The organism is Streptomyces sp. NPDC044002, from assembly GCF_056434525.1.
Genome location: NZ_JBWKEZ010000079.1, coordinates 1 through 19305 on the forward strand (window position 1 = coordinate 1; position 19305 = coordinate 19305).

The window sequence follows — 19305 nt, forward strand, 5'->3', positions numbered from 1 at the left end:
CCACTGGTACTAAACCACCAGCGGGCATCACAGCAGACGTACCGGGAACGCCCGGCCGAGACCCTCGGCCGGGCGTTCCCGTGCGTACGCGGCGGCCTCAGACCTCAGGCCTCAGGCCTTCAGGACCCGTCCCGACACCGCCAGCGTGAGGCGCCGGGGCGTCAGCGCGGCGGCCGCCGCGGAGACGCGGTTGGCGAGGCCGGCCACGATGCTGGGCGGGGTCTTGGCGCGCTCCAGGGCGCGTCGAGTCGCGGTCACCACCTGCTCGGGCGTGGCCATCCGGCCGACGGCCGCGTCCCGGCTGCCGACGACGTCGAAGAACTCGGTGCTGACCGGTCCCGGCGACACGGCGAGCACCCGCAGCGGCGAATGCCGGGTCTCGTAGCCGACGGCCTCGGTGAAGTTCAGTACGAAGGCCTTTCCGGCGCCGTAGACGGCCATCGCGGGGGTCGGCTGGTAGGCCGCCGCGCTCGCCACGTTCACCAGCGCACCCCGGCCGTCGGACACGAGGTCGGGCAGGAACGCCCGGGTGAGTTCGGCGACGGCCGTCACGTTGAGCTGGATCATCTCGTTGATCTGCGCCACGTCCTGGCCGACGAACGGGCCGTGGCTGCCGAAGCCGGCGTTGTTGACGAGGGAGTGCACCGTGATCCCGCGGGCGTCGAGCTCCGCGCGCAGCGCGGCCGCGGCCCCCGGGCGGGCGAGGTCGGCGGCGATCACGTGGGCGGTGACGCCGTGGCGCTTCTCCAGTTCCGCCGCGAGTTCTTCGAGCCGGTCGAGGCGGCGGGCGACGAGCACGAGGTCGGCTCCGCGCGCGGCCCACTGGCGGGCGAACTCGACGCCGAGCCCGGCGCTCGCCCCGGTGATCAGGGTGACGGTCCCCTGGTATGTCATAGGCATCGTCGGCTGCTCCGTTTCCACGTGTTGGACGCACATGAATGTAGGCGGCGACATCATTGTAGTCAATGACAACATCAGGAGAGGGGAGCCCGCCTTGACCGAGGGGCCCTACCACCACGGCAACCTCCGGACCGCCCTGCTGGAGCGCGCGGAGACCGTCCTCACCGAATCGGGCGTGGAGGGCCTGTCCCTCCGGGCCCTGGCGCGCGACCTCGGCGTGAGCCACGCCGCGCCCTCCCGCCACTTCCGCGACCGGCAGGCCCTGCTCGACGCCCTCGCCGTCAGCGGCTTCACGCGGTTGAACGCCCGCCTGCGCGCCGCCGCCGAGGCGCCCGGACCGGTGCCGGACCGCCTGGCCGCCCTGGGGCGGGCCTACGTCGACTTCGCCGTCACCCACGCGCCGCTGCTGAACCTGATGTTCAGCGCCAAGCGCGCCGACGACTCCAGCGCCGAGCTCAGGGAGCTCGGGCACCACAGCCTCGACACCACTGCCGCGCTCATCGCGCAGGCCCAGGCGGAGGGGTTCGTCCGCGAGGGCGACCCGGCCCGCCTCGCCCAGGTCGCCTTCTCCACCGTCCACGGCCTGGCGACGCTGGCCCTCGGCTCGCTCCTCGACGACACCCCGCTGACGGAGGCGACCGACCTGGCCCTGGAGGTACTGCTGACCGGCATGGCCCGTCCCGGCCGGTGACGGCGGCCAGGACGCGCCGGCGCCCCGCCGCTCAGCGTCCGGCGCGGGCCGGGCCCAGGGCGGTGAGCAGCGCGTCGAGAGGCGTGGGGAGTAGGCCGAGGTCGAGGGCCTGGGTGAGCAGGTGCCCGTAGCGGATCTTGCGGCCCTTCTTGGTACCGAGGAAGCGCCGCATCCGGTGGTGCGGGTCGCGGCCCCGCTGCGCGGGCTGGCGGACGAAGGTCTGCCAGGGGACGAGGTCCCCCTCGGCCTCGATGACCCCTTCCACCCGCTGCGCGCCCAGCGCGCGGATGAGCTCCTCCTCCAGGTCCGCCACGCAGACGAAGACCTCGTGGCGGGGAGCCCCGGCCCGCTGGAAGCCGCGGTCGAAGTAGGGGTGCTCGCGCTCGTCGCACAGCCCGGTGAGGCACAGTCCCAGTCCGGGCGGGCCCAGGAGCCGGGCGTAGCGGCCGACGTTCATGGCTCCGCCCATGGAGACGACGCAGACGCCCTCGGCGGGCAGGTCCCGGTCCAGGCGGGCCGCCAGGGTCTCGACGGCGGCGAGGTCGCTGGGCCCTTCGACCAGTACCACCGACGCGACACCCAGCTCCGCGGCCAGTCGCGCGGCCCGTTCTGCGGCCGGTTCTGCGGCCGGCTCCCCGGCCGGCCCGCCGTCGCCGTCCGCCGCCCAGTCGGCGACCGCGTTCCGGAACACCCCCATGTCTGCCATGCGGTGATTGTGCTGCACCCCCGTCCTGGGCGGCACTCATTTTCCGCGGCGCCCCGGGACGGTCCGGCCGCTGTTGATCGACTGGCTGCGGCACGGCCGCCGGGGGACGCTCGAAGGAGGGAAGGAGGTGGTCCGGGTGAACCGGACGGCATCGCAGTGCACGGCCGGGGGAGCCGTCGTCGTGGCCGCGCTCGCCGGACTGCTGACCCCGCAGGCCTACGGCGGCGACGACCGCGAGCAGCGCAGCGCGGAGGTCCTCCGGGAACTGGTGCCTTCCCCCGACGGCCCGGGCTGCGCGGCCGCGGTCGGCAAGCGCGGCGAGGTCGTCTGGGAGGCGGGGAGGGGCGAGGCCGACCTGGCGACCGGGCGTGCCATCACCCCGGAGACGGTCTTCGACATGGCCTCCAACTCCAAGCAGTTCACCGCGGACGCCGTCCTCCTGCTCGCCGGACGGCACCGGCTCGCGCTCGACGACCCCCTGTCCGGCTACCTCGACGACCCGCCCGCCTGGACCCGGGACGTCACGCTCGGCGACCTGATGCGCCACACCAGCCACATCCCCGACTACCAGGACCTGTTGGAGGCCAAGGGTGTCGAGGTGACCGACCCGGCCGGCCAGGAGGAAGCCCTCGCGGCCATCCTCGCCTCACGGCCCGAGCGGACACCCGGCAAGGGCTTCTCCTACTCCAACTCCAACTACGTCCTCCTCGCGCACGTCGTCGAAAGGGTCACCGGCGAGCCCTTCCCGGCCTTCCTCCAGCAGGAGTTCTTCACCCCGCTGCACCTGCGCATGACCCTCGCCCCGGCGGCCGACGTCCCGGGCAAGGCGAAGTCCTACGACGGGAAGGACGGCTCCTACACCCCGAACTCCTCCCCCTGGAAGCAGTACGGGGACGGATCCGTCCAGACCACCGCCGGAGAACTCGTCCGCTGGGCCGACAACTACCGCACCGGCCGCGTCGGCGGGAAGGAACTCCTCGCCGCGGTCACCGACGGAGCGGTCAGCGTCGGCGACGTCCTGCGCCCGCGCGGCATCGAGGCAGGCCGGTACGGGGCCGGCATGCTCGTGCTGCCCGACGGCAGCCTCGTGCACCGGGGCGACTGGGAACAGTTCCACAGCACCTTCAAGGTGAGCCCGGACCGGAACACCGCGGTCACCGTGGTGTGCAACGCCGATCCGCCCGACCACTTCCGGGCGGCGAACCGGCTCCTGGACATCTGGACGAAGTGAGCGGTCAGGCGGTGAACCCGCCGTCGTTCTTGAGCCGCTGCCCGTTGATCCACTGGCCCTGCGGCGAGCAGAGGAACCCGACCAGGCGGCCGGTGTCCCGCGGGGTGCCCAGGCGGCCCAGCGGCGTGCGGCCGAGCACGTGCTCGCGGACGCCGTCGGACATCCCAGTAGGCGAAGGCGATGTCCCAGCCGGCTCCGGCCGGCACCCGGGCGATGCCGGCGCCGATCCCGACGGTGCGCCCGACGCCCGTCACCAACGCGACCGGCCGGCCGGTCCCTGACGCGGTCCCGTGCGCTGCCGTCATGACCGCCGTCTTCCGGCATCAGGCCGCCGTCAGGCCGCCATCCACGGAACACGGCAGACGTGCGGGGCCGTACCCGCCGGGCACATCGTCGCGATCACCGTCTTGTGGACCGCCCGCCACGTGCGCAGGGAGCACCTCAGGTGGACGCGCAGCTCGACGAGCCGCCGTGCGCCGCTGTCCTCGCCGGGGTGTTCCACGGCCCACTGCTCCGCCAGGAGGTCGTACATGTCGGCGGTCGGCAGCTCGCTGTGGGGGAGGGTGTCCGTCGAGAGGGTCTCTCCGGTGATCCGGGCCCTGCGGCAGGCCACCGCCTCCCCGACGAGTTCCCGCACCCAGGCCAGCCCCTCTTCGTCCGCGTACAGGCCGAACCTCAGGTCACGCGTCCTCATCGCCGGGACCTCCGTCGTGGGCCGGGGGCGGACCGGGGCGGGCGCCGGTGACGTGGAACTCGTTCCCGCCGGCGTCGAGGAACTCGCCCGGCTCCCGGCCCGGATGGGCGGTCTCCAGCCGCAGCCTGTTGCGCCCCGCCTTCGGCGCCGCGGGCGGCCCCATCACCAGCGAGACCGGGCTGGTGGGAGTCCGGCGGAGCCGGAAGCCCCAGTCCTGGGACTCGACCGCGTTCCAGCCGGACTGCGGCGGCCAGAAGGCCTCCTGTGCGTGGCGGTGCTCCTCGGCGATGTCGAGGCAGACCGCGACGAGTCCGGAGCCGGCGAGCACGCCGGGGTGGCCGGGGCGCAGCACGCAGAACTCGTTGCCCTCCGGGTCGGCCAGCACGTCCCAGGGGACGTCCCCCTGGCCGATGTCGGCCCGGGTCGCCCCGAGCGAAAGCAGCCGTGCCACCTCCGCCTCCCAGTCCGGGCCCCCGGCCAGGTCGAGGTGGAGCCGGTTCTTGCCCGCCTTGGGCGCGGCCGCCGGCACGAACCGCAGCCGCAGACCGCCCGTCCGGCCCCGCGTCGCCTCCTGCCAGAAGCGCTCCATCCGTACGACGTCCAGCGCGTCGATCACGATCCCGGTCAGCACCGGTTCCCCCAAACCCTCGAAGCAAGATCAGCAGGCACTCCGGACACCCTGCCGACCGGGCACGCCGAGCACAAGGGGAATCCCCCGGGGGCGTGCCCCTCGGCAGCGCCCGTCCCAGGGGCTCACAGCTCCAGCCCGGTCAGCCCCCGCGCGGCCGGGTGGGTGTGGAGCCGGATGAAGTACTCGGTGCCGATCACGCGGTTCCGCGTCCCGGCCGGCAGGCGCGACAGGATCCCGGGCAGCGCCCGCTCCCGGGCGACCTCGCTGCGGTGCGCGAGGACCGCGGCCCACTTGGCGCCGAGCCACGGGCGCACGTCGACCGTGGCGCCGACCAGGTGGTCCGGCACGCTCAGGGTGGACTTGCCGGCGCCGGCCAGCAGCGGCGCGAGGTCGGCTAGGGGGTGTCCGCAAAGTGGCGCCGTCCGCCCGGAGGGCGGGCCCTGCGGCGTCCGGTGCGTGCTCTCGGCGTGCCGGGCGGAAGACCTCGTACTGGACGTACTCGGTCTTTCGCCCGGTGCGGCGAGAGCGCGTGCCGGGCGTCGCGGGGCAGGCGCCACTTTGCGGACACCCCCTAGGGCGGAGTGCGGGTGGGTGGCCGCGTACAGGGCGTGGGGCTGCCAGGGGGCACCCGCCTCCGGGTAGAGGTGCTCCAGCCCGGCGGCGGCCACCGCGAGGACCGTGACGCGGTGGGTGTGGCGGTGGTCGGGGTGCCCGGTGAGCTGGCCGTACGCGTCATGGGTGACGACGATCCGCGGCCGGAACCCCCTGAGCTGGCCGACGAGCCGCCCGACGACCTCGTCGAGCGGGGCGTCGCAGAGTCGGGGCCGGCCGGGGGCGGAGTCCGGGACGCGGTGGTCGGCGTACCCCAGCATGCGCGGTCCGCCGGCGCCGAGCGCCGCGAGGGCGTCGGCCAGTTCTGCGGCCCGGGGGTGCCGGGCGCCCAGGTGGTCGTGACGACGGCGGTCCGCGCACCCGACGCGGAGTGCTGGGCGAGGACTCCGCCGGCGACCAGGGCCTCGTCGTCGGGGTGGGCGAACACGCCGAGCAGGCTGGGCAGCGGCACGGGTACCTCCTGTTGGCGGGGCGGCCGGACGGGCATCTTCCTGTACCCCGAGGAAGGGGCGCCCACCCCTCCCGCTGCGGTGCGTGATCATCCGTGGGGCAGAGTGGGGGCATGTCCACGTACGAGACGATGCCCTTCCACCTCGAAACCGAGCGGCTGATACTCAGGCCCTGGGCCGAGTCCGACGCCGCCGAGTTCTGTGCCCTGCTCGAAGAACGCGGCAAGGAGGCGCCCACCGTCGAGCGCATCCGGACGGCCATCGCGGAGCTGCTCACCGCGACCGCGACCACCGGGATCGCCCTGCTGCCCATCCAGCGCCGCGACGGAGGAGACTTCATCGGCTACTGCGGGCTGATCATCGGCCGCTCCAGCCTGGAGGAGCCCGAAATCGCCTACGAGCTGTTCCGGCGGGCGCACGGGCGGGGCTACGCCACCGAGGCGGCCCGCGCGGTGCTCGACGCCGCCGCCGCGACGGGGCGCAAGCGGGTCTGGGCCACCGTCGGCGCGTGGAACGCACCCTCCCTCCGCGTCCTGGACAAGCTCGGGTTCGAGCGGGACCACGTGTCCACGGAGGACAGCGGTGAAGTGGTCTGGCTCACCCGCCCGTTGCCCTGACCGGGACCGGACCGGCCGGGCCCGCGCCGCTCCGGACGAGACGGCCGGCCCCGTCCTCCGTACGCTGGCGGCATGCGCACGCGCCCCACCCTGAGCTGGACCCCGACCGAGGACCTGCCGCCCGGCACCACGGACCTCGGCCCCGTCACCGACGCGCTCGCCGCCGGCGGCGTGCTGGTGCTCACCGGGGCCGGAATCTCCACCGAGTCGGGCATCCCCGCCTACCGCGGCGAGGGCGGGAGCCTGACCCGGCACACCCCGATGACCTACCAGGACTTCACCGCCGGCGCCCAGGCCCGCCGCCGGTACTGGGCGCGCAGCCACCTCGGCTGGCGCACCTTCGGCCGGGCCCGGCCCAACGCCGGGCACCGGGCGGTGGCGGCGTTCGGGCGCCGCGGCCTGCTTGCCGGGGTCATCACCCAGAACGTCGACGGCCTGCACCAGGCCGCCGGCAGCGACCCGGTGGTCGAGCTCCACGGGAGCCTCGCCCGGGTCGTCTGCCTCTCCTGCGGCGCCGCCGGTCCGCGCGGCGAACTCGCCCGCCGGCTGGAGGAGGCCAACCCGGGATTCGCGCCGGTGGCCGCCGCGATGAACCCGGACGGTGACGCCGACCTCACGGACGAGCAGGTCGCGGACTTCCGGGTGGTGCCCTGCGCGCGCTGCGGCGGCATCCTCAAGCCCGACGTGGTGTTCTTCGGCGAATCCGTCCCGCCGCAGCGGGTCGAACACTGCCGCGCACTCGTCGGCACGGCGGCCTCACTGCTGGTCCTGGGGTCCTCGCTGACCGTGATGTCCGGGCTCCGCTTCGTCCGCGAGGCGGCCCGGGCCGGCAAGCCGGTACTGATCGTCAACCGGGACCCCACCCGAGGCGACCGGCACGCCGCCGCCCGGGTCGCCCTCCCCCTGGGGCCGGCCCTCACGACCGTGGCCGCCCGGCTGGACGTTCCCGTACCGGGCGCGGCCTGATCCGGAAGGGACGGCCTTCAGCCCGAGGGCCGGTGCTCCCAGGGACGGACCCGGACGTGCAGGCCGTCCCGCGGGGCGTGGACGGCGGCCAGGACGCTGCCGCTGATCTGCTCGTGCGAGAGCCACCGGGTGCGCGCCCCCGCCCCGGTGAAGCCGAGCACCACCGCCCGGTGCCGGATCCCGCGCAGGACCTCCGGCGGACCCGGCTCGGGCGCTCCCGGGGCGGCCGCGCCGCTGCCGAGCACCTCGACGACCCGGGCGTCCTCCGCGAGCACCCCGGCCACGGCGGCCCGGGCGGACTCATGCCTGCCTCCAGGTGATCAGCGGGCCGACGGGTCGGCGTAACGGGTGGCGAGCGCGGCGGCGCGGTCGTGCAGGGCCCTGCGCAACGACGGCGGAGTCAGGGCTTCCGCGTCCGGCCCGAGCTGCCACAGCGCCCACTGGGCGTGCCGCGCGTCCTGGAAGGTCAACTCCAGCCGTACCCAGCCGTCGTCCGTGCCGGGTTCCTCCGCGCGGACGGCCAGTGCGGTGTCCAGCAGCTCCTCCCGCCGTGCCGGGTCCACCCGTACCAGTACGGTGAGGTGCTCCCCGCCGGCGAGGAACCGCGCGGAGCGCTCCCGCCAGATCCGGTCCAGATCGACCTGGTCCGGCCGCTCCGCCGCCTCGGGGAGCACCTCGGCCGCCGACACCCGCGACAGCCGGTAGGTGCGGTCGGCGCCCGCTCTCGTGGCCAGCAGGTAGCCGCGGTCCCGTACGGTGACCAGCCCGATCGGGTCGACCGTCCGCCAGCGCGGCGCCTCGCCCGCGGCCGCGTAGTGGACGCGCAGCTTGTGCCCGGCCAGCACCGCGCGCCGGACCTCGGTCAACACGGTGCCGGACGTCTCGTCGCCGGCGGCGGTCCGGCGCGAGAGCAGATCGCTCTCGGGATCGACGAGGAACCGCTGGGCCGCGTCGCTCGCGACCGCCCGATGCCCCTCGGGCAGCGCGTCGACGACCTTGCGCATGGCCGAGGCGAGCGCCGAGCCCAGACCGAACACCAGCTCGCCGCGCCCCGATCCGGCGGTCAGGAGGGCGAGGGCCTCGTCGTGGTTGAGTCCGGTCAGCTCGGTCCGGAAACCGGGCAGCAGCGAGAAGCCGCCGTGCCGGCCGCGCTCGGCGTAGACGGGGACACCGGCCGCGGAGAGCGCCTCGATGTCGCGCAGCACGGTGCGGGTGGACACGTCCAGCTCGCGGGCCAGGGTGTCCGCGGTCAGCCGGCCGCGCTGCCGCAGCAGGAGCACCAGCGAGACCAGCCGATCGGCGCGCATGCCGGAACCCTAACCGAATACCTGACCGAGGATGTCGTGATTCCTTGGCAGGCTCTTACCCACCTACTCCCAGTGGATCGAACGGAGCTGACGTGGCGATGGAACGAACGGCGGTCAACCCGGTGGCGTGGTCGACGGAATTCGGCTTCAACCAGGGTGAATTGGTCTCGGGGCACACGCGGACCCTGTACATCTCGGGGCAGACCGCGATGAGCGCCGAGGGCAAGCCGCAGCACGAGGGCGACATGGGGGCGCAGTTGGCGCTGAGCGTCGACAACCTGGAGGCCGTGCTCGGCGAGGCGGGCATGTCCCTGGCGAACCTCGTCCGGCTCAACGTCTACACCACCGACGCCGACCTGCTCTACCGGCACTACGGCGTACTGGCGGCGCGGCTGGGCGCCGCCGGAGTGGCGCCGGCCAGCACGCTGCTCGGGGTGACGCGACTGGCGATCCCCAGCCTGATGGTCGAGCTGGAGGGGACCGCCGTCGCGTGACGCTCCGGGACCCGGGCCGGACACCCCCTAGGCGGACGGGTCCCAGTCGCGGAGCTGGTCGTACAGCTCGGCTTCTCCGTCGATCCGCACGGAATCCGCCGGGATGCGGTTGTAGTTGAACAGGACCAGCTCACTGGCCGTGCCCAGGACACCGGCCTGCGCCGTCGTGTCGGCGGCGAGCGGCAGACGGGCGACCCGCGCGCCGGAGCCGTCGAGGGTGAGGCGCCAGGCGGGGCCCTCGGTGGTGCGGAAGTCGATGGCGGCGGGCTTGTGCGGCCAAGGGCTGGAGGTCGCGACGCAGGTGGTCAGGAACTCCTCGACACCGTCGAGCGCCACCTCGTCCGGCAGCGGCCGCGGCGCGCCCAGGGCGAGCTGGGCGTCGTAGGTGTGGACCGCGCTCTCCTGGGCCCGGTGCCGGGCGACGGTCCCGGCGGTCAGCGGGGACTGCACGTCCTCCCACCACGCCCAGCAGCCGCTGTCCGGGCCGGCCTCCCGCAGCGCGTCCAGCAGCTGCCGCGTCGACTCGTCCAGCCACGCCGCCAGCGCCTCGCGCTCCCGGGGCACGACCAGTGCGGCGCGCGCCTCGGCGGCCCCGGCCGGGGGAGCGTCGGCGGGACCCGCGGCGACGATGGCTGCCCAGAAGCGGTCGCCGCCGCCGAGGTGCCGGACGAGGTCGAACAGCGTCCACTCGGGGCAGCTGGGTACCTGCACGTCGAGGTCGGGCGCGGAGGCCACCACGGCACGGAACGCGGTCGACCGTTCGTCTATCAGCCGCAGGAGGTCGGTGAATTCAAAAGTGTTCTGCACGGCGCCTGTCTACCATCATGATCAGCTGATCGGACAACGATTAATTCGCCGGCGGACGTTGTCGGGCCGTGCTCCCGGCCGCCGGTCCGACGCGGGCGCCGGCCGGACCCCGGGCCGGGCGGCTACCGTGAGGGTACGACCCGCCTGGAGGAGCCCGTGAGCGCGCAGCCCGAGCGAGGTCCTCGGCGCCTGGCGGGCCCGGCTGGCCTCCGCCCCGCAGGTCGACGCGTTCCTCACCGCCGGCCGCGACGAGACCGGGTTCGTCGGCCCCGAGGAACTCCGCGGCGGTCCCCGCCCGTTCCGGCGTTCTGGGTAGGGCGACCCGGCCCGCCTGAGTACGGCGACTCAGGCGGGCCGGGCGCGCGTTGACGACCCTGGGAGCAGTCGCCGCAGTCCTCGCAGTCGTCGCGGACGCCGTCACGAACGGGAAAGAACGCCATGCTCAGCCGCCTCGCCCAGCTCCTCGTCCCCGCCCTCGGACACGTCCGCGTCACCACGGAGCCCGGCGCCCACGTGCCGCCCGGCAGCGTCATCGTCGCCAACCACACCTCCCTCGCCGACCCCGCCGTGGTCCTCGCCGCTCTGCGCCGCTGCGGTGTCGAACCCGTCGTCATGGCCGCCGCGGGCCTGTGGCGCGCCCCGCTCCTGGGCCGCCTGCTCGTCCGCGAGGGACACATTCCCGTCCACCGGGGGGACCGGCGGGCCGCCGAGGCCCTCGACCACGCCGCGTCCGCCCTCGCGGGGGGACGGTCGGTGCTCATGTACGCCGAGGGCGGCATCCCCTCCCGCCGCGACGCCGCCGAGGCCGCGCCCCTGGCCTTCCGCAGCGGCCTCGCCCGGCTCGTCACGAGCACGGGAGCGCCCGTCGTACCCGTGGGCCAGGCCGGGTCCCGGCGCATCACATCCGGAGGCGCCGCCAAGCAGGTCGCCGGCCTCGTCACCGCCCCGCTGCGCCGGCCCCGGCTGCACGTCCACGTCGGGCGCCCGCTGGAGCTGACCGGCGACACCGCCGCCCGCACCCTCCAGGCGCACGCCGCCGTGACCGACGCCTGGCGCACCGCGGCGGCGCGTCTGCGCGAGCCCGCCGCGTACGTGGCGTGACAGCGGCGGAATTCGGCCAATTCCTTTGATCCCGCCAGACGGAGCCGGGCGATCGGTAGCGTCCCGGTACGGAAGATCCGTGCCGCGCCCGGCACACGACACCAGCGGAGGACAGTCATGGCGAACGTGGAAGTGTCACTGAAGGAAGCGATGACCTCGATCGAAGGGGCCCTGGGGGTGGCGCTGGTGGACTACGCCAGCGGGATGGCCCTGGGCACGCTCGGCGGGGGCAAGGACCTGGACCTGACGGTGGCGGCCGCCGGGAACACCGACGTCATCCGGGCCAAGACGCGCACGATGGACATGCTCGGGATGCAGGACGAGATCGAGGACATGCTGATCACGCTCGGCGGTCAGTACCACCTGATCCGCATCCGGCGCAGTCGCTCCGGCGGCGGTCTGTTCCTCTACCTGGTCCTGGACCGGGGCAGGTCGAACCTGGCGATGGCCCGCCACCAGCTGAGCCGCATCGAGGCCGAGCTGGAGGTCTAGCAGCGGCGTCCGTCGGGCCCACGCATGCCCATGAGTTGAAGAACTCTTCAACTCGGAACATGTGAAACCGGTCATCATCGGTTCCGCGTGGGCCGACAGGACGCGACGATGGGTGGGGGTGGCGATCCCCGCCCGAGCCGGAGACCGTTCGAAGAGGAAAAGGAGCGTCGTGGGAATGCAGGTCCCGCTGTACCAGGCCAAGGCAGAGTTCTTCCGGATGCTCGGTCACCCGGTGCGTATCCGTGTGCTGGAGCTTCTCCAGGACGGCCCCATGCCCGTACGGGACCTGCTGGCCGAGATCGACGTCGAGGCGTCCAACCTGTCGCAGCAGCTGGCCGTCCTGCGCCGCTCGGGCATCGTCGTCTCCACCCGCGAGGGCTCGACCGTCACGTACGCCCTCGCCGGCGGCGACGTCGCCGAACTCCTGCGCGCCGCCCGCCGGATCCTCACGGAGATGCTGGCCGGCCGCAACGCCCTGATCGCCGAGCTGAACGATTCCGACCCCGCCCCCGCCCGCATGTAGGACGGAATCAGCGTTCGGCCGGCAGTGGCGGCGGGCGCGTTTTGTGCCCGCTGCCTCACGTTGGGTAACTTTCCCGGGTGTTCCTCTTCCTGACGGGGCTGGCGGCCTCCACCGCCGCGACGGTCCTGCTGTCGCTGCCGCACCCGGGGCCGGCCCTCGGACGGGGTCCCGAGGCGTGCGTCCCCTCCGGCCACGACTCCCGCGGGCGGTCCTCCGTGGACCACGGGGTGATCGCCTGGGAGGACGACACCGTCTTCGACGACGCCCGCTCCTACGCCGTCGGCCAGTGGACCGGCGGCGGCCTCAGGAAGGTCGGCTTCCGGCCGGACAGCGCCTCGGAGGTCGCCGACCTGGAGTGGAACGACACCCGGTCGAGCGGCGGTGACTGGAAGAACGTCCTCGCCCGCTGGACCGGGCGCCCGGGCACCGACAGCATCACGATGAACCGCCACTACCTCGACGACGGAGGAGCCCGCGGCACGACCGCGCACCGGCGCCGCGTCGTCACCCACGAGCTGGGCCACGCGCTCGGGTTCTGCCACAAGAGCACGAAGGCGGGCTCGATCATGTGGGCCGACAACGCCGAGGCCGCCCGCTTCGGCATCGACCGGATCACCGCCGGCGACCGCGCCGCCTACCGCCGGCTGTGGGGGTGACCGTGAACCGGCTCCTCCTCGCGGCCGCCGTCCCGGCCGCCGCCACGGCGGTGCTGGCCGGCGGGGCCTGGCTCGGCTGGGAGCGGTACCGCGAGGCGCACGCCGTCAGCGAGGCCGTCCACGCCTTCGACACCACCGACCCGGTCCTCGTCGCCCCGGAGGCCACCGCGGTCTTCACCGGCACCGTCGTCGAGGACCTCGGCCGCCGCACCGTCGAAGGGCTGCCGTCCGACGCCTACCGCGTACGCGTCGAACGCGTCCTCAAGGGCAGTGCCTCGGGGGAGATGCTGGTGAGCCAGAGCGACGAGTCCGACCGGAAGTACCTGGTGGGCCAGACGTACATCTGGGCGACGAACCCCGCCACCCGCCCCGAGGAGGGCGTGGCCCAGCTCTACGACGCCGAACCCCGCCCGGCCACCCCCGCGGACCTCGCCGCCTGGACGGCGGCCGTGGAGCGGACGCGACCGGCCCCGGGGGCGGGAGTCCTCACGGACGGCGGACCGACAGGCCGTCCAGCGTGAGGTCCAGCAGGCGTTCCGCCTGCCCGCGGTGCCCGGCACCCGCCGAGGTGAGGGCGATGCCTTCGAGGGCGGCGGCGACGTCGGCGGCGCTGATGTCCGTACGGATCGTCCCGGCGGCCGGGCACGCGTCCATCAGCGAGGCGATGGCGGTCCGGATCATCTCCCGGCTGTGGCCGCAGGGGTCGCCCCCCCCGTGGCCGCGATGGCGCGCAGCGCGTCGATCATCCCGTACTTGGCGGTGACGCAGTCCAGGAAGAGGCGGGTCCAGGCGCGCAGGGCCCCGACCTACGTGTCACCCTCGTCTCGCCCGGCTTCACCGACACCGAGGGCATCGGCAAGCGCGCCGGTCCCCAGGTCGCGGCCGCGATGATCCGGCAGCGCGACCGGATCGCCATGCCGCCCGCCGCCGTCGCCTCGGCCATCGGCTACGCGATCGGGCAGCCCGACGGCGTCGACGTCGGCGAGATCGTCGTGCGGCCCACCGCCCAGGCCGGAACGCGACCGGGAGGCCCGGGGCCGGCTCCCCGGCTCACTGGCCGCAGTCGTCCACCGGCTCCCGGCAGCCCGCCGTGACGGCCGACATCCAGGCGAGGGCTGCCTCCCGTTGCCCCGGAGGCAGCCCTTCCTCCAGCTCGGCCTCCCGGCGCACGACGGCCGGGAAGGCCTCCTCGTAACGCACGGCCCCGAGGTCGGTCACGTGCAGCTGGTGCGTCCTGCGGTCGGTGGGGTGCGGGGAACGGGTGATCAGGCCGTCGCGCTCCAGGGCCGCGAGCATCTCGTTCGCGGCCTGGCGGGTGCTCCCCACCGAGCGGGCCAGCTGCGCCACGGACATCCCCGGGGACGCCCGGACCATCATCAGCGTCGCGAACTGCGGCACGGTGAGCCCGAATTCCGCCAGTTCGGTCCCTATGGCAGCCCGCATGTTGAGCCAGGTCTGGCGGACCAGGAAGCTCAGTACCCGGCCCTGCGTCTGCTCGCCCATCGGCGACCTCCAAAATCATGATTGACAGGTACTTGACGACTTGTCACGATGAACGGGCCGTCAGGTACCTGACGATGATACGCCGCGGCCGTGCCCGAACCCACCCCGATCCGAAGGCAGTCACGCATGTCATCCGCCACGCAACCGCCCACGACACCGCAACACCCGTCGGCAGCGGTCTCCGTTCCCGAAGGGGCCCGGTCCCCCCTCCCGCCGGCCCGACGCCGTCTCGTCCTCGGCGTCCTCGTCTTCTCCCAGCTCCTCATCTGGCTCGACGGAACCATCCTGTCCACGGCCTTCGAGACGCTGTCCGACCCCGTCCGGGGCCTGGGCGCCACCCCCGGCCAGCTCCAGTGGGCCACGGGCGCCTACACGCTGGCCTTCGCCGGCCTGATGTTCACCGGCGGCGCGCTCGGCGACCGCTTCGGCCACCGCAACACCCTGCTGGCCGGCATGGCCCTCTTCGGAGCCGCCTCCGTCCTCGCCGCCTACGCCGCCGGCCCCGCCCAGCTCATCGCCGGGCGCGCCGTGATGGGAGCCGGCGCCGCGCTCATCGTCCCGGCCACCATGGCGGTGGTCAGCTGGACCTTCGAGCCCGCCGAGCGGCCGGCCGCCTTCGGTACGCTGTCGTCCTTCGCCGGCGTAGGCCTCGCCGCCGGGCCGATCCTGGCGGGGGTGCTGCTCGCGGCGTTCTGGTGGGGGTCGGTGTTCCTGGTCAACGTACCGGTGGTCCTCATGGGCCTCGGCTTCGTCGCGCGGTACGTACCCAACTTCCGCAGCCCGCGGGTCCGGCCCCTCGACCCGGCCGGGCTGGCCCTGTCCACGGGCGGACTCGGCCTCCTCGCGTACGGCCTGATCCGGGCCGGCCAGGACGCGTCCTTCGCCCACCCGGGCGTCTGGGGCTCCACCGTGGCGGGCATCGCCCTGATCGGGGCGTTCGTCGTCACCGAGCTGCGGATCGCCCACCCGAGCTTCGACCCCCGGCTGCTGGCGCAGCGCCGGTTCGCCGCCGGGAACCTCACCCTGATGCTGGTCTTCCTGGCCCTGACCTCCGGCTCGTTCTACCTCGCCTTCTACCTGCAGGGCGCCCGCCACTACTCGGCGTTCGAGGCCGCGCTCCTCGGGCTCCCGGCCGCGCTCGGAGTGGTCGTCGGCTCACCGGTCGCCGTCCGGCTGGCCCGCCGCACGTCCGTACGGCTCGTCTCGTCCGTCTCCCTCGCCGTAGCGGCCCTGGCGATGGGGGCCGTCGCCCTCTTCGGGGCCACCACGCCGATCGCCTGGTACGCGGCGGTCATGGCGGTCCAGGGCACCGCGATCGGCATGGTCATCGCCCCCGTCACGGGCGCCGTACTCGGCTCCCTTCCGCTGGAACGCTCCGGCGCGGGCAGCGCGGTCAACAGCACCCTGCGCCAGACCGGCAGCGTCCTCGGCATCGCGGCCGGCGGCACCATCACCTCGATCGTCTACCGGCGCGCCATCGACGGCTCCCTCACCGGCCTCCCGGACGGGGTCCGGCTTCAGGCCCGCGTCTCGGCGGAGCTCGCCCGGCACGTGGCGGCCGCCACGCACGACACCGGGCTCGCCGCGGCGGCCGACGCCGCGTTCTTCCACGCCATGCACGTCGGTGCGCTCTGGACGGCGGGATTCGCGCTCGCCGGAGCGGTGGTCCTGGCCGTCGGGTTCCGGCCGGACCGCCACCGCCCCGCGCCCGGCGCCGAGTAGGGCCGCCCATCGGCCGGACGCGGGCGTCTTGGCATGCTCACCTCTGAGAGGATGGCCGCTCGCAACGCAGAGGTGCGGGTCGTGGCGGAGCGCCGCACGATCCGGGGAAAGGCGAGATGAGAATGCGTACGTGGACGCGCGCCGCGTCGGCGGCGGTGGCGGCCCTGACGGCGGCCGCCCTGCTGACCGGCTGCAACGGCCTGCCGCTGGGGAAGGCTCAGGGCGGCGCGCCGGCGTCGCCGCAGGCCGGCGCGAAGGACAGGAAGACGTTCCGGCTGGGCGAGGCGGGCCCGCTCCGGGAGAGCCGGAAGGCGGACTCGCAGGACGCCAGGTTCACGGTGACCCCGCTGGAGGTCCGCACCGGTACCGAGGCGGACATGGAGAACTCCGGCCTCCGCAAGGACGAGAAGGACGGCCCGCAGATCCCCGTCTTCGTCTGGTCGACCCTCAGCCACAAGAGCGGCACGCCCATGAAGCTCGGCGACATGGACGGCGACCTGATGGTCAAGACGGAGTCCGGCCTGCGCATGCGCGCCCTGATCGTCCTGATGGGCAGCGCCAAGTGGGCCGACTGCCCCTCGACGCCGAGCGAGAAGACCCTGGGCCCGGGCCAGTCGGAGAAGATCTGCACCGCGTTCCTGATCCCGGCGGGACAGAAGCCGGCCGCGGTCGAGCTCTTCCGGGGCTACAACGTCGAACCGGCCCAGTGGCCGCTCGGCACCTGAGCGGAATCAGGGGGCGCTGACCGGGGGCCGGAAGACGACGGCCGCGCCCAGAGCGGCACTCGCCGGCACGAACGGGTCGCCGGACGGCGTCTCGCGCACGGGCAGGCCGTTGCCGCGGAGCAGCGCCCGGACGCGGTCCGGGTCGGGTACGGCGACGGCGTAGCCGACGAGCGCCGGGAGCGCGGCGGGGCGCTCGCCCGGCAGGAGGGCCGGCAGGGCCGAGCCGGGCACCAGCGTCAGGGCGGCGCCGTCGAGGCCGAAGACCTGCGCGGGCCCCTCCTGCCGGGCCGGCCGGCCGAGGTAGCTCTCGTACCGGTGCCGGACCGCCGCGAGTTCCGCGTCGGCGACGCAGAGCACGGCCTCGACCAGCGCGACGGCGCCGTTGGGGTGGTCGAGGCGGCGGGCCCCCTGGACGTCCGGGTCCAGGCCGGCGACGAGACCCACCCGGCCCTCCGCGACCGTGCCCGGCCGGTCACCGGGGCCGTCCCCGTCGATCTCCAGGTAGCGGACCGTCTCCACCGGGACCTTCGCGCCTTCGGGCGCGGCCCGCCGCACCGTGTTGACCCCGCCGTGCCGGACCCCGGAGGCGGTGAGCCGCGCGGCCGCCGCGTCGATGTCCGGCGAGGAGAACATCAGGATGTGCAGCCCCTGGAAGCGGTCCAGGCACGCCGCCAGGTTGGCACTGGTCTCGCCGATCCGCTCCACGAGCAGGGGCACGACGTCGGCCGGAGCCTCCAGGGGGACGAGGCGGGTGCCGGCGGGAAGGCTCCCCACGCGGCCGTCCTCCACCCGGGTCGCGAGTTCGAGGAAGGAGCCCGGGAAGTCCGCATGGGTGTTGGCGGCGCCGAAGGGCTCGGGTTCCGCACCCGCGTGACGGGGCATCGCCGGACAGCTTGGCGGCGGCACGGTGAACCCCAGCCGCTCGTACACGCCGATCGCCCGCGCCATGTCCTCGACGACATGGCCGACGTGGTGGATGCGAGCGGTGTCGTGTCCCATGGGCGCCACCGTAAGCAGCATCCGATCACCGGTCAACGCGCCTCGGGAGCAGCGCTGTTCACAGGCCCAGCGCCTCGAAGGCAGTGTCGAGGAAGCCCTCCGGCAGGCCCGTCCCCGTCCAGGTCCAGCCGTACGGGCTCGCCGCCTCGGCGGCGTCCTCGACCGCCGTTCCCGCGTCCGCCGGGTGCTGCGCGGGCAGCCCCAGCGCGACCACCGCCCAGGCCGCCAGCTCGCCGACGTACAGGTACTGCCACCAGGCGGCGTCGTCCCATCCCAGGCGCTCGGCGGCCCGGTCGGTCCAGGCCGTGCGGTAGAGCGACGTGAGGGCGGCGCGCGGATCGGCGGGGGAGGCCTCGACGGCGCACCGCACGGCCCGCAGGTGCTCCAGCTCCGCGGCCCAGGGATGCCTCGCGAAGAACTCCAGGTTCTGGCGGAGGGTCGGCCGGAACGCCCGCCCCCGGCCGGGGTGCCGCCGCCCGGCCGGTGCCCACAGGCCGCCCGGGCCCGAGCCCAGTCCCGCGGCCCGCGCGTCCGCCGCGACGTCGCCGAGCACCGCGTCGCGCCAGCCGAGGCCGTACGCCGTCCGGGCGGCGACGATCGCGTGGACCTGTGCGTCGGTGGCCGGCGCGTCGAGGAGGGCGTCGTCGCAGCCGCCCCACAGCACGGTGACCGCCGCGGTCACCGCCTCCAGGGAGCGGGCGTGCAGTTCGTCCGCGGGTACGCGGGTCCAGGGCAGCAGCGCCAGACGGGTTCTGTCCCACAGCGCGCGCACGGTCGTGTTCTCGGGCATGGCCCCGTCAAGGTATCGAACGGTCGGCCTACGGATGCGGGGCACCCCCTCCCTGCTTAGTTTTGCAGTGCGCCAAGAAATGTCTCGTACATCCGTTCTGTCCCTGCCAGGAAGGTCTCCCATGAAGCGATTCCCCGTGATCGGCGTGCTCTGCGTCAGCGCGGTGTTCGGACTCGCCGCCTGCTCCGACAACAGCGACGACAACTCGGCCGCCGAGCAGGCCACCAAGGCCGCGGCGGACCTCTGCACGGACCTGAACGCCCTCAAGTCGGACAACGCCAAGCTGAAGGCCATGAACCCCGCGTCCGCGACCAAGGACCAGGTCAAGGAGGCCTACGACGCGGTCCAGAAGGACTGGGACAGCGTCAAGGACAACGTCGCCAAGCTCAAGCAGGCGGAGCAGGACGCGGTCAAGCAGGCCGCCGAGGACCTGAAGAAGGGCTACGAGAACCTGCCGGGCGACACCACCGGCACGGACGCCCTCACCAAGCTCCAGCCGCAGATCCAGAAGCTGGACGAGGCCTCGACCGCCGCCGCCACCGGACTCAAGTGCTGACGGCACGCTGAACTCCTGGCTTCCCGGCCCGGGGGGGGGGGGGGGGGGGGGGGGGGGGGGGGGGGGGGGGGGGGGGGGGGGGGGGGGAGGAGAGGGGGGGGGGGGTATAGGGAGACGGAGCGACCGCTCCCCC

At 74.2% G+C, this 19305-nt stretch carries 24 protein-coding genes and 4 pseudogenes; 14 read left to right on the top strand and 14 right to left on the bottom strand.

The features are described 5' to 3' along the window. Positions 1 to 111: 111 nt before the first annotated feature. On the bottom strand, positions 112 to 900 hold the full coding sequence (locus AC07A6_RS36025; RefSeq protein ID WP_478779928.1) for an SDR family NAD(P)-dependent oxidoreductase: 789 nt from the start codon (positions 898 to 900) through the stop codon (positions 112 to 114). 94 nt (positions 901 to 994) lie between these two features. On the opposite strand from AC07A6_RS36025, the gene AC07A6_RS36030 reads away from it, so the two are divergent. Beyond that, positions 995 to 1591 carry a TetR/AcrR family transcriptional regulator gene (locus tag AC07A6_RS36030; protein ID WP_478779929.1) on the top strand — a complete coding sequence of 199 codons (597 nt, stop codon included), beginning with the start codon at positions 995 to 997 and terminating at the stop codon, positions 1589 to 1591. Between the two features lie 31 nt (positions 1592 to 1622). On the opposite strand, the gene AC07A6_RS36035 is transcribed toward AC07A6_RS36030, so the two are convergent. Beyond that, complete coding sequence (locus AC07A6_RS36035) at positions 1623 to 2297, bottom strand: TOPRIM nucleotidyl transferase/hydrolase domain-containing protein (RefSeq protein ID WP_478779930.1); 675 nt, start codon at positions 2295 to 2297, stop codon at positions 1623 to 1625. 136 nt (positions 2298 to 2433) lie between these two features. Between AC07A6_RS36035 and AC07A6_RS36040 the strand changes: the two genes are divergently transcribed. Further along, positions 2434 to 3528, top strand: coding sequence for a serine hydrolase domain-containing protein (locus AC07A6_RS36040; protein WP_478779931.1), 1095 nt, complete (start codon positions 2434 to 2436; stop codon positions 3526 to 3528). 4 nt (positions 3529 to 3532) lie between these two features. Here AC07A6_RS36040 and AC07A6_RS36045 read toward each other — a convergent pair whose 3' ends face one another. From AC07A6_RS36045 to AC07A6_RS36065, 5 genes and pseudogenes are all read right to left on the bottom strand, one after another. Continuing rightward, entirely contained in the window at positions 3533 to 3691 is a 159-nt protein-coding gene (locus tag AC07A6_RS36045) for an SDR family oxidoreductase (RefSeq protein WP_478779932.1), read from the bottom strand. Position 3692: 1 nt separating this feature from the next. Beyond that, positions 3693 to 3833 (bottom strand): annotated as a pseudogene (locus AC07A6_RS36050) (SDR family oxidoreductase); the annotation flags it as partial. Between the two features lie 29 nt (positions 3834 to 3862). Further along, positions 3863 to 4222, bottom strand: a complete 360-nt coding sequence (locus AC07A6_RS36055) for a hypothetical protein (RefSeq protein ID WP_362474756.1) — start codon at positions 4220 to 4222, stop codon at positions 3863 to 3865. Next, the gene (locus AC07A6_RS36060) at positions 4209 to 4853 is read right to left on the bottom strand and encodes a VOC family protein (RefSeq protein WP_386275637.1); all 645 of its coding nucleotides are present in this window, start codon (positions 4851 to 4853) and stop codon (positions 4209 to 4211) included. The genes AC07A6_RS36055 and AC07A6_RS36060 overlap by 14 nt, the downstream gene beginning before the upstream one ends. A 569-nt stretch (positions 4854 to 5422) precedes the next feature. Beyond that, positions 5423 to 5952: pseudogene (locus tag AC07A6_RS36065) on the bottom strand (PIG-L family deacetylase); the annotation flags it as partial. 75 nt (positions 5953 to 6027) lie between these two features. Here AC07A6_RS36065 and AC07A6_RS36070 point away from each other — a divergent pair. Beyond that, on the top strand, positions 6028 to 6531 hold the full coding sequence (locus AC07A6_RS36070; RefSeq protein WP_478779933.1) for a GNAT family N-acetyltransferase: 504 nt from the start codon (positions 6028 to 6030) through the stop codon (positions 6529 to 6531). A 72-nt stretch (positions 6532 to 6603) separates the two neighbouring features. Further along, on the top strand, positions 6604 to 7497 hold the full coding sequence (locus tag AC07A6_RS36075) for an NAD-dependent protein deacetylase (protein WP_478779934.1): 894 nt from the start codon (positions 6604 to 6606) through the stop codon (positions 7495 to 7497). A 17-nt stretch (positions 7498 to 7514) separates the two neighbouring features. Here AC07A6_RS36075 and AC07A6_RS36080 read toward each other — a convergent pair whose 3' ends face one another. Next, a complete protein-coding gene (locus AC07A6_RS36080; protein WP_478779935.1) occupies positions 7515 to 7772 on the bottom strand; it encodes a hypothetical protein in 258 nt (85 codons plus the stop codon). A gap of 45 nt (positions 7773 to 7817) precedes the next feature. Beyond that, the gene (locus tag AC07A6_RS36085) at positions 7818 to 8804 is read right to left on the bottom strand and encodes a helix-turn-helix transcriptional regulator (RefSeq protein ID WP_478779936.1); all 987 of its coding nucleotides are present in this window, start codon (positions 8802 to 8804) and stop codon (positions 7818 to 7820) included. A 98-nt stretch (positions 8805 to 8902) separates the two neighbouring features. On the opposite strand from AC07A6_RS36085, the gene AC07A6_RS36090 reads away from it, so the two are divergent. Further along, complete coding sequence (locus AC07A6_RS36090) at positions 8903 to 9298, top strand: RidA family protein (RefSeq protein ID WP_478779959.1); 396 nt, start codon at positions 8903 to 8905, stop codon at positions 9296 to 9298. Between the two features lie 27 nt (positions 9299 to 9325). Here the strand turns inward: AC07A6_RS36090 and AC07A6_RS36095 are convergent, their stop codons facing one another. Then, positions 9326 to 10105 carry a maleylpyruvate isomerase family mycothiol-dependent enzyme gene (locus AC07A6_RS36095; RefSeq protein ID WP_478779937.1) on the bottom strand — a complete coding sequence of 260 codons (780 nt, stop codon included), beginning with the start codon at positions 10103 to 10105 and terminating at the stop codon, positions 9326 to 9328. A 438-nt stretch (positions 10106 to 10543) separates the two neighbouring features. On the opposite strand from AC07A6_RS36095, the gene AC07A6_RS36100 reads away from it, so the two are divergent. The 5 genes from AC07A6_RS36100 to AC07A6_RS36120 all read left to right on the top strand — a co-directional run bounded on the left by AC07A6_RS36100 (position 10544) and on the right by AC07A6_RS36120 (position 13398). Beyond that, positions 10544 to 11206, top strand: coding sequence for a lysophospholipid acyltransferase family protein (locus AC07A6_RS36100; protein WP_362472324.1), 663 nt, complete (start codon positions 10544 to 10546; stop codon positions 11204 to 11206). Between the two features lie 117 nt (positions 11207 to 11323). Next, positions 11324 to 11698: a hypothetical protein gene (locus AC07A6_RS36105; RefSeq protein WP_478779938.1), complete on the top strand. Its 375-nt coding sequence runs from the start codon at positions 11324 to 11326 to the stop codon at positions 11696 to 11698. A 175-nt stretch (positions 11699 to 11873) separates the two neighbouring features. Further along, positions 11874 to 12221 carry an ArsR/SmtB family transcription factor gene (locus AC07A6_RS36110; protein ID WP_007261942.1) on the top strand — a complete coding sequence of 116 codons (348 nt, stop codon included), beginning with the start codon at positions 11874 to 11876 and terminating at the stop codon, positions 12219 to 12221. 77 nt (positions 12222 to 12298) lie between these two features. Beyond that, entirely contained in the window at positions 12299 to 12877 is a 579-nt protein-coding gene (locus AC07A6_RS36115; protein WP_478779939.1) for a zinc metalloprotease, read from the top strand. A gap of 2 nt (positions 12878 to 12879) precedes the next feature. Next, positions 12880 to 13398, top strand: coding sequence for a hypothetical protein (locus AC07A6_RS36120; protein ID WP_478779940.1), 519 nt, complete (start codon positions 12880 to 12882; stop codon positions 13396 to 13398). On the opposite strand, the pseudogene AC07A6_RS36125 reads toward AC07A6_RS36120, so the two are convergent. Next, positions 13364 to 13677: pseudogene (locus tag AC07A6_RS36125) on the bottom strand (SbtR family transcriptional regulator); the annotation flags it as partial. The gene AC07A6_RS36120 and the pseudogene AC07A6_RS36125 overlap by 35 nt on opposite strands. On the opposite strand from AC07A6_RS36125, the pseudogene AC07A6_RS36130 reads away from it, so the two are divergent. Beyond that, positions 13675 to 13890: pseudogene (locus AC07A6_RS36130) on the top strand (oxidoreductase); the annotation flags it as partial. The pseudogenes AC07A6_RS36125 and AC07A6_RS36130 sit on opposite strands and share 3 nt — an antisense overlap. 37 nt (positions 13891 to 13927) lie before the next feature. Here AC07A6_RS36130 and AC07A6_RS36135 read toward each other — a convergent pair. Beyond that, positions 13928 to 14380 carry a MarR family winged helix-turn-helix transcriptional regulator gene (locus AC07A6_RS36135; protein ID WP_478779941.1) on the bottom strand — a complete coding sequence of 151 codons (453 nt, stop codon included), beginning with the start codon at positions 14378 to 14380 and terminating at the stop codon, positions 13928 to 13930. Positions 14381 to 14506: 126 nt separating this feature from the next. On the opposite strand from AC07A6_RS36135, the gene AC07A6_RS36140 reads away from it, so the two are divergent. Further along, complete coding sequence (locus AC07A6_RS36140; protein ID WP_478779942.1) at positions 14507 to 16102, top strand: MFS transporter; 1596 nt, start codon at positions 14507 to 14509, stop codon at positions 16100 to 16102. Between the two features lie 122 nt (positions 16103 to 16224). Beyond that, entirely contained in the window at positions 16225 to 16827 is a 603-nt protein-coding gene (locus AC07A6_RS36145) for a hypothetical protein (protein ID WP_478779943.1), read from the top strand. 6 nt (positions 16828 to 16833) lie between these two features. Here AC07A6_RS36145 and AC07A6_RS36150 read toward each other — a convergent pair whose 3' ends face one another. Next, positions 16834 to 17826 carry a VOC family protein gene (locus AC07A6_RS36150; RefSeq protein WP_478779944.1) on the bottom strand — a complete coding sequence of 331 codons (993 nt, stop codon included), beginning with the start codon at positions 17824 to 17826 and terminating at the stop codon, positions 16834 to 16836. Positions 17827 to 17884: 58 nt separating this feature from the next. Next, positions 17885 to 18616: a hypothetical protein gene (locus AC07A6_RS36155; RefSeq protein WP_478779945.1), complete on the bottom strand. Its 732-nt coding sequence runs from the start codon at positions 18614 to 18616 to the stop codon at positions 17885 to 17887. 121 nt (positions 18617 to 18737) lie between these two features. Here AC07A6_RS36155 and AC07A6_RS36160 point away from each other — a divergent pair, with 121 nt between their 5' ends. After that, positions 18738 to 19172: a type IV pili methyl-accepting chemotaxis transducer N-terminal domain-containing protein gene (locus AC07A6_RS36160; RefSeq protein ID WP_478779946.1), complete on the top strand. Its 435-nt coding sequence runs from the start codon at positions 18738 to 18740 to the stop codon at positions 19170 to 19172. The last annotated feature ends 133 nt before the right edge of the window (positions 19173 to 19305 follow it).

Bases quoted from the DNA above. Each gene is read 5' to 3' on its own strand.
- AC07A6_RS36145 (WP_478779943.1), top strand. From the start codon at position 16,225: ATGCGTACGTGGACGCGCGCCGCGTCGGCGGCGGTGGCGGCCCTGACG.
- AC07A6_RS36055 (WP_362474756.1), bottom strand. From the start codon at position 4,222: ATGAGGACGCGTGACCTGAGGTTCGGCCTGTACGCGGACGAAGAGGGG.
- AC07A6_RS36045 (WP_478779932.1), bottom strand. From the start codon at position 3,691: ATGTCCGACGGCGTCCGCGAGCACGTGCTCGGCCGCACGCCGCTGGGC.
- AC07A6_RS36070 (WP_478779933.1), top strand. From the start codon at position 6,028: ATGTCCACGTACGAGACGATGCCCTTCCACCTCGAAACCGAGCGGCTG.
- AC07A6_RS36140 (WP_478779942.1), top strand. From the start codon at position 14,507: ATGTCATCCGCCACGCAACCGCCCACGACACCGCAACACCCGTCGGCA.
- AC07A6_RS36135 (WP_478779941.1), bottom strand. From the start codon at position 14,380: ATGGGCGAGCAGACGCAGGGCCGGGTACTGAGCTTCCTGGTCCGCCAG.
- AC07A6_RS36105 (WP_478779938.1), top strand. From the start codon at position 11,324: ATGGCGAACGTGGAAGTGTCACTGAAGGAAGCGATGACCTCGATCGAA.
- AC07A6_RS36160 (WP_478779946.1), top strand. From the start codon at position 18,738: ATGAAGCGATTCCCCGTGATCGGCGTGCTCTGCGTCAGCGCGGTGTTC.
- AC07A6_RS36110 (WP_007261942.1), top strand. From the start codon at position 11,874: ATGCAGGTCCCGCTGTACCAGGCCAAGGCAGAGTTCTTCCGGATGCTC.
- AC07A6_RS36025 (WP_478779928.1), bottom strand. From the start codon at position 900: ATGCCTATGACATACCAGGGGACCGTCACCCTGATCACCGGGGCGAGC.
- AC07A6_RS36100 (WP_362472324.1), top strand. From the start codon at position 10,544: ATGCTCAGCCGCCTCGCCCAGCTCCTCGTCCCCGCCCTCGGACACGTC.
- AC07A6_RS36035 (WP_478779930.1), bottom strand. From the start codon at position 2,297: ATGGCAGACATGGGGGTGTTCCGGAACGCGGTCGCCGACTGGGCGGCG.
- AC07A6_RS36075 (WP_478779934.1), top strand. From the start codon at position 6,604: ATGCGCACGCGCCCCACCCTGAGCTGGACCCCGACCGAGGACCTGCCG.
- AC07A6_RS36085 (WP_478779936.1), bottom strand. From the start codon at position 8,804: ATGCGCGCCGATCGGCTGGTCTCGCTGGTGCTCCTGCTGCGGCAGCGC.
- AC07A6_RS36155 (WP_478779945.1), bottom strand. From the start codon at position 18,616: ATGCCCGAGAACACGACCGTGCGCGCGCTGTGGGACAGAACCCGTCTG.
- AC07A6_RS36150 (WP_478779944.1), bottom strand. From the start codon at position 17,826: ATGGGACACGACACCGCTCGCATCCACCACGTCGGCCATGTCGTCGAG.
- AC07A6_RS36090 (WP_478779959.1), top strand. From the start codon at position 8,903: ATGGAACGAACGGCGGTCAACCCGGTGGCGTGGTCGACGGAATTCGGC.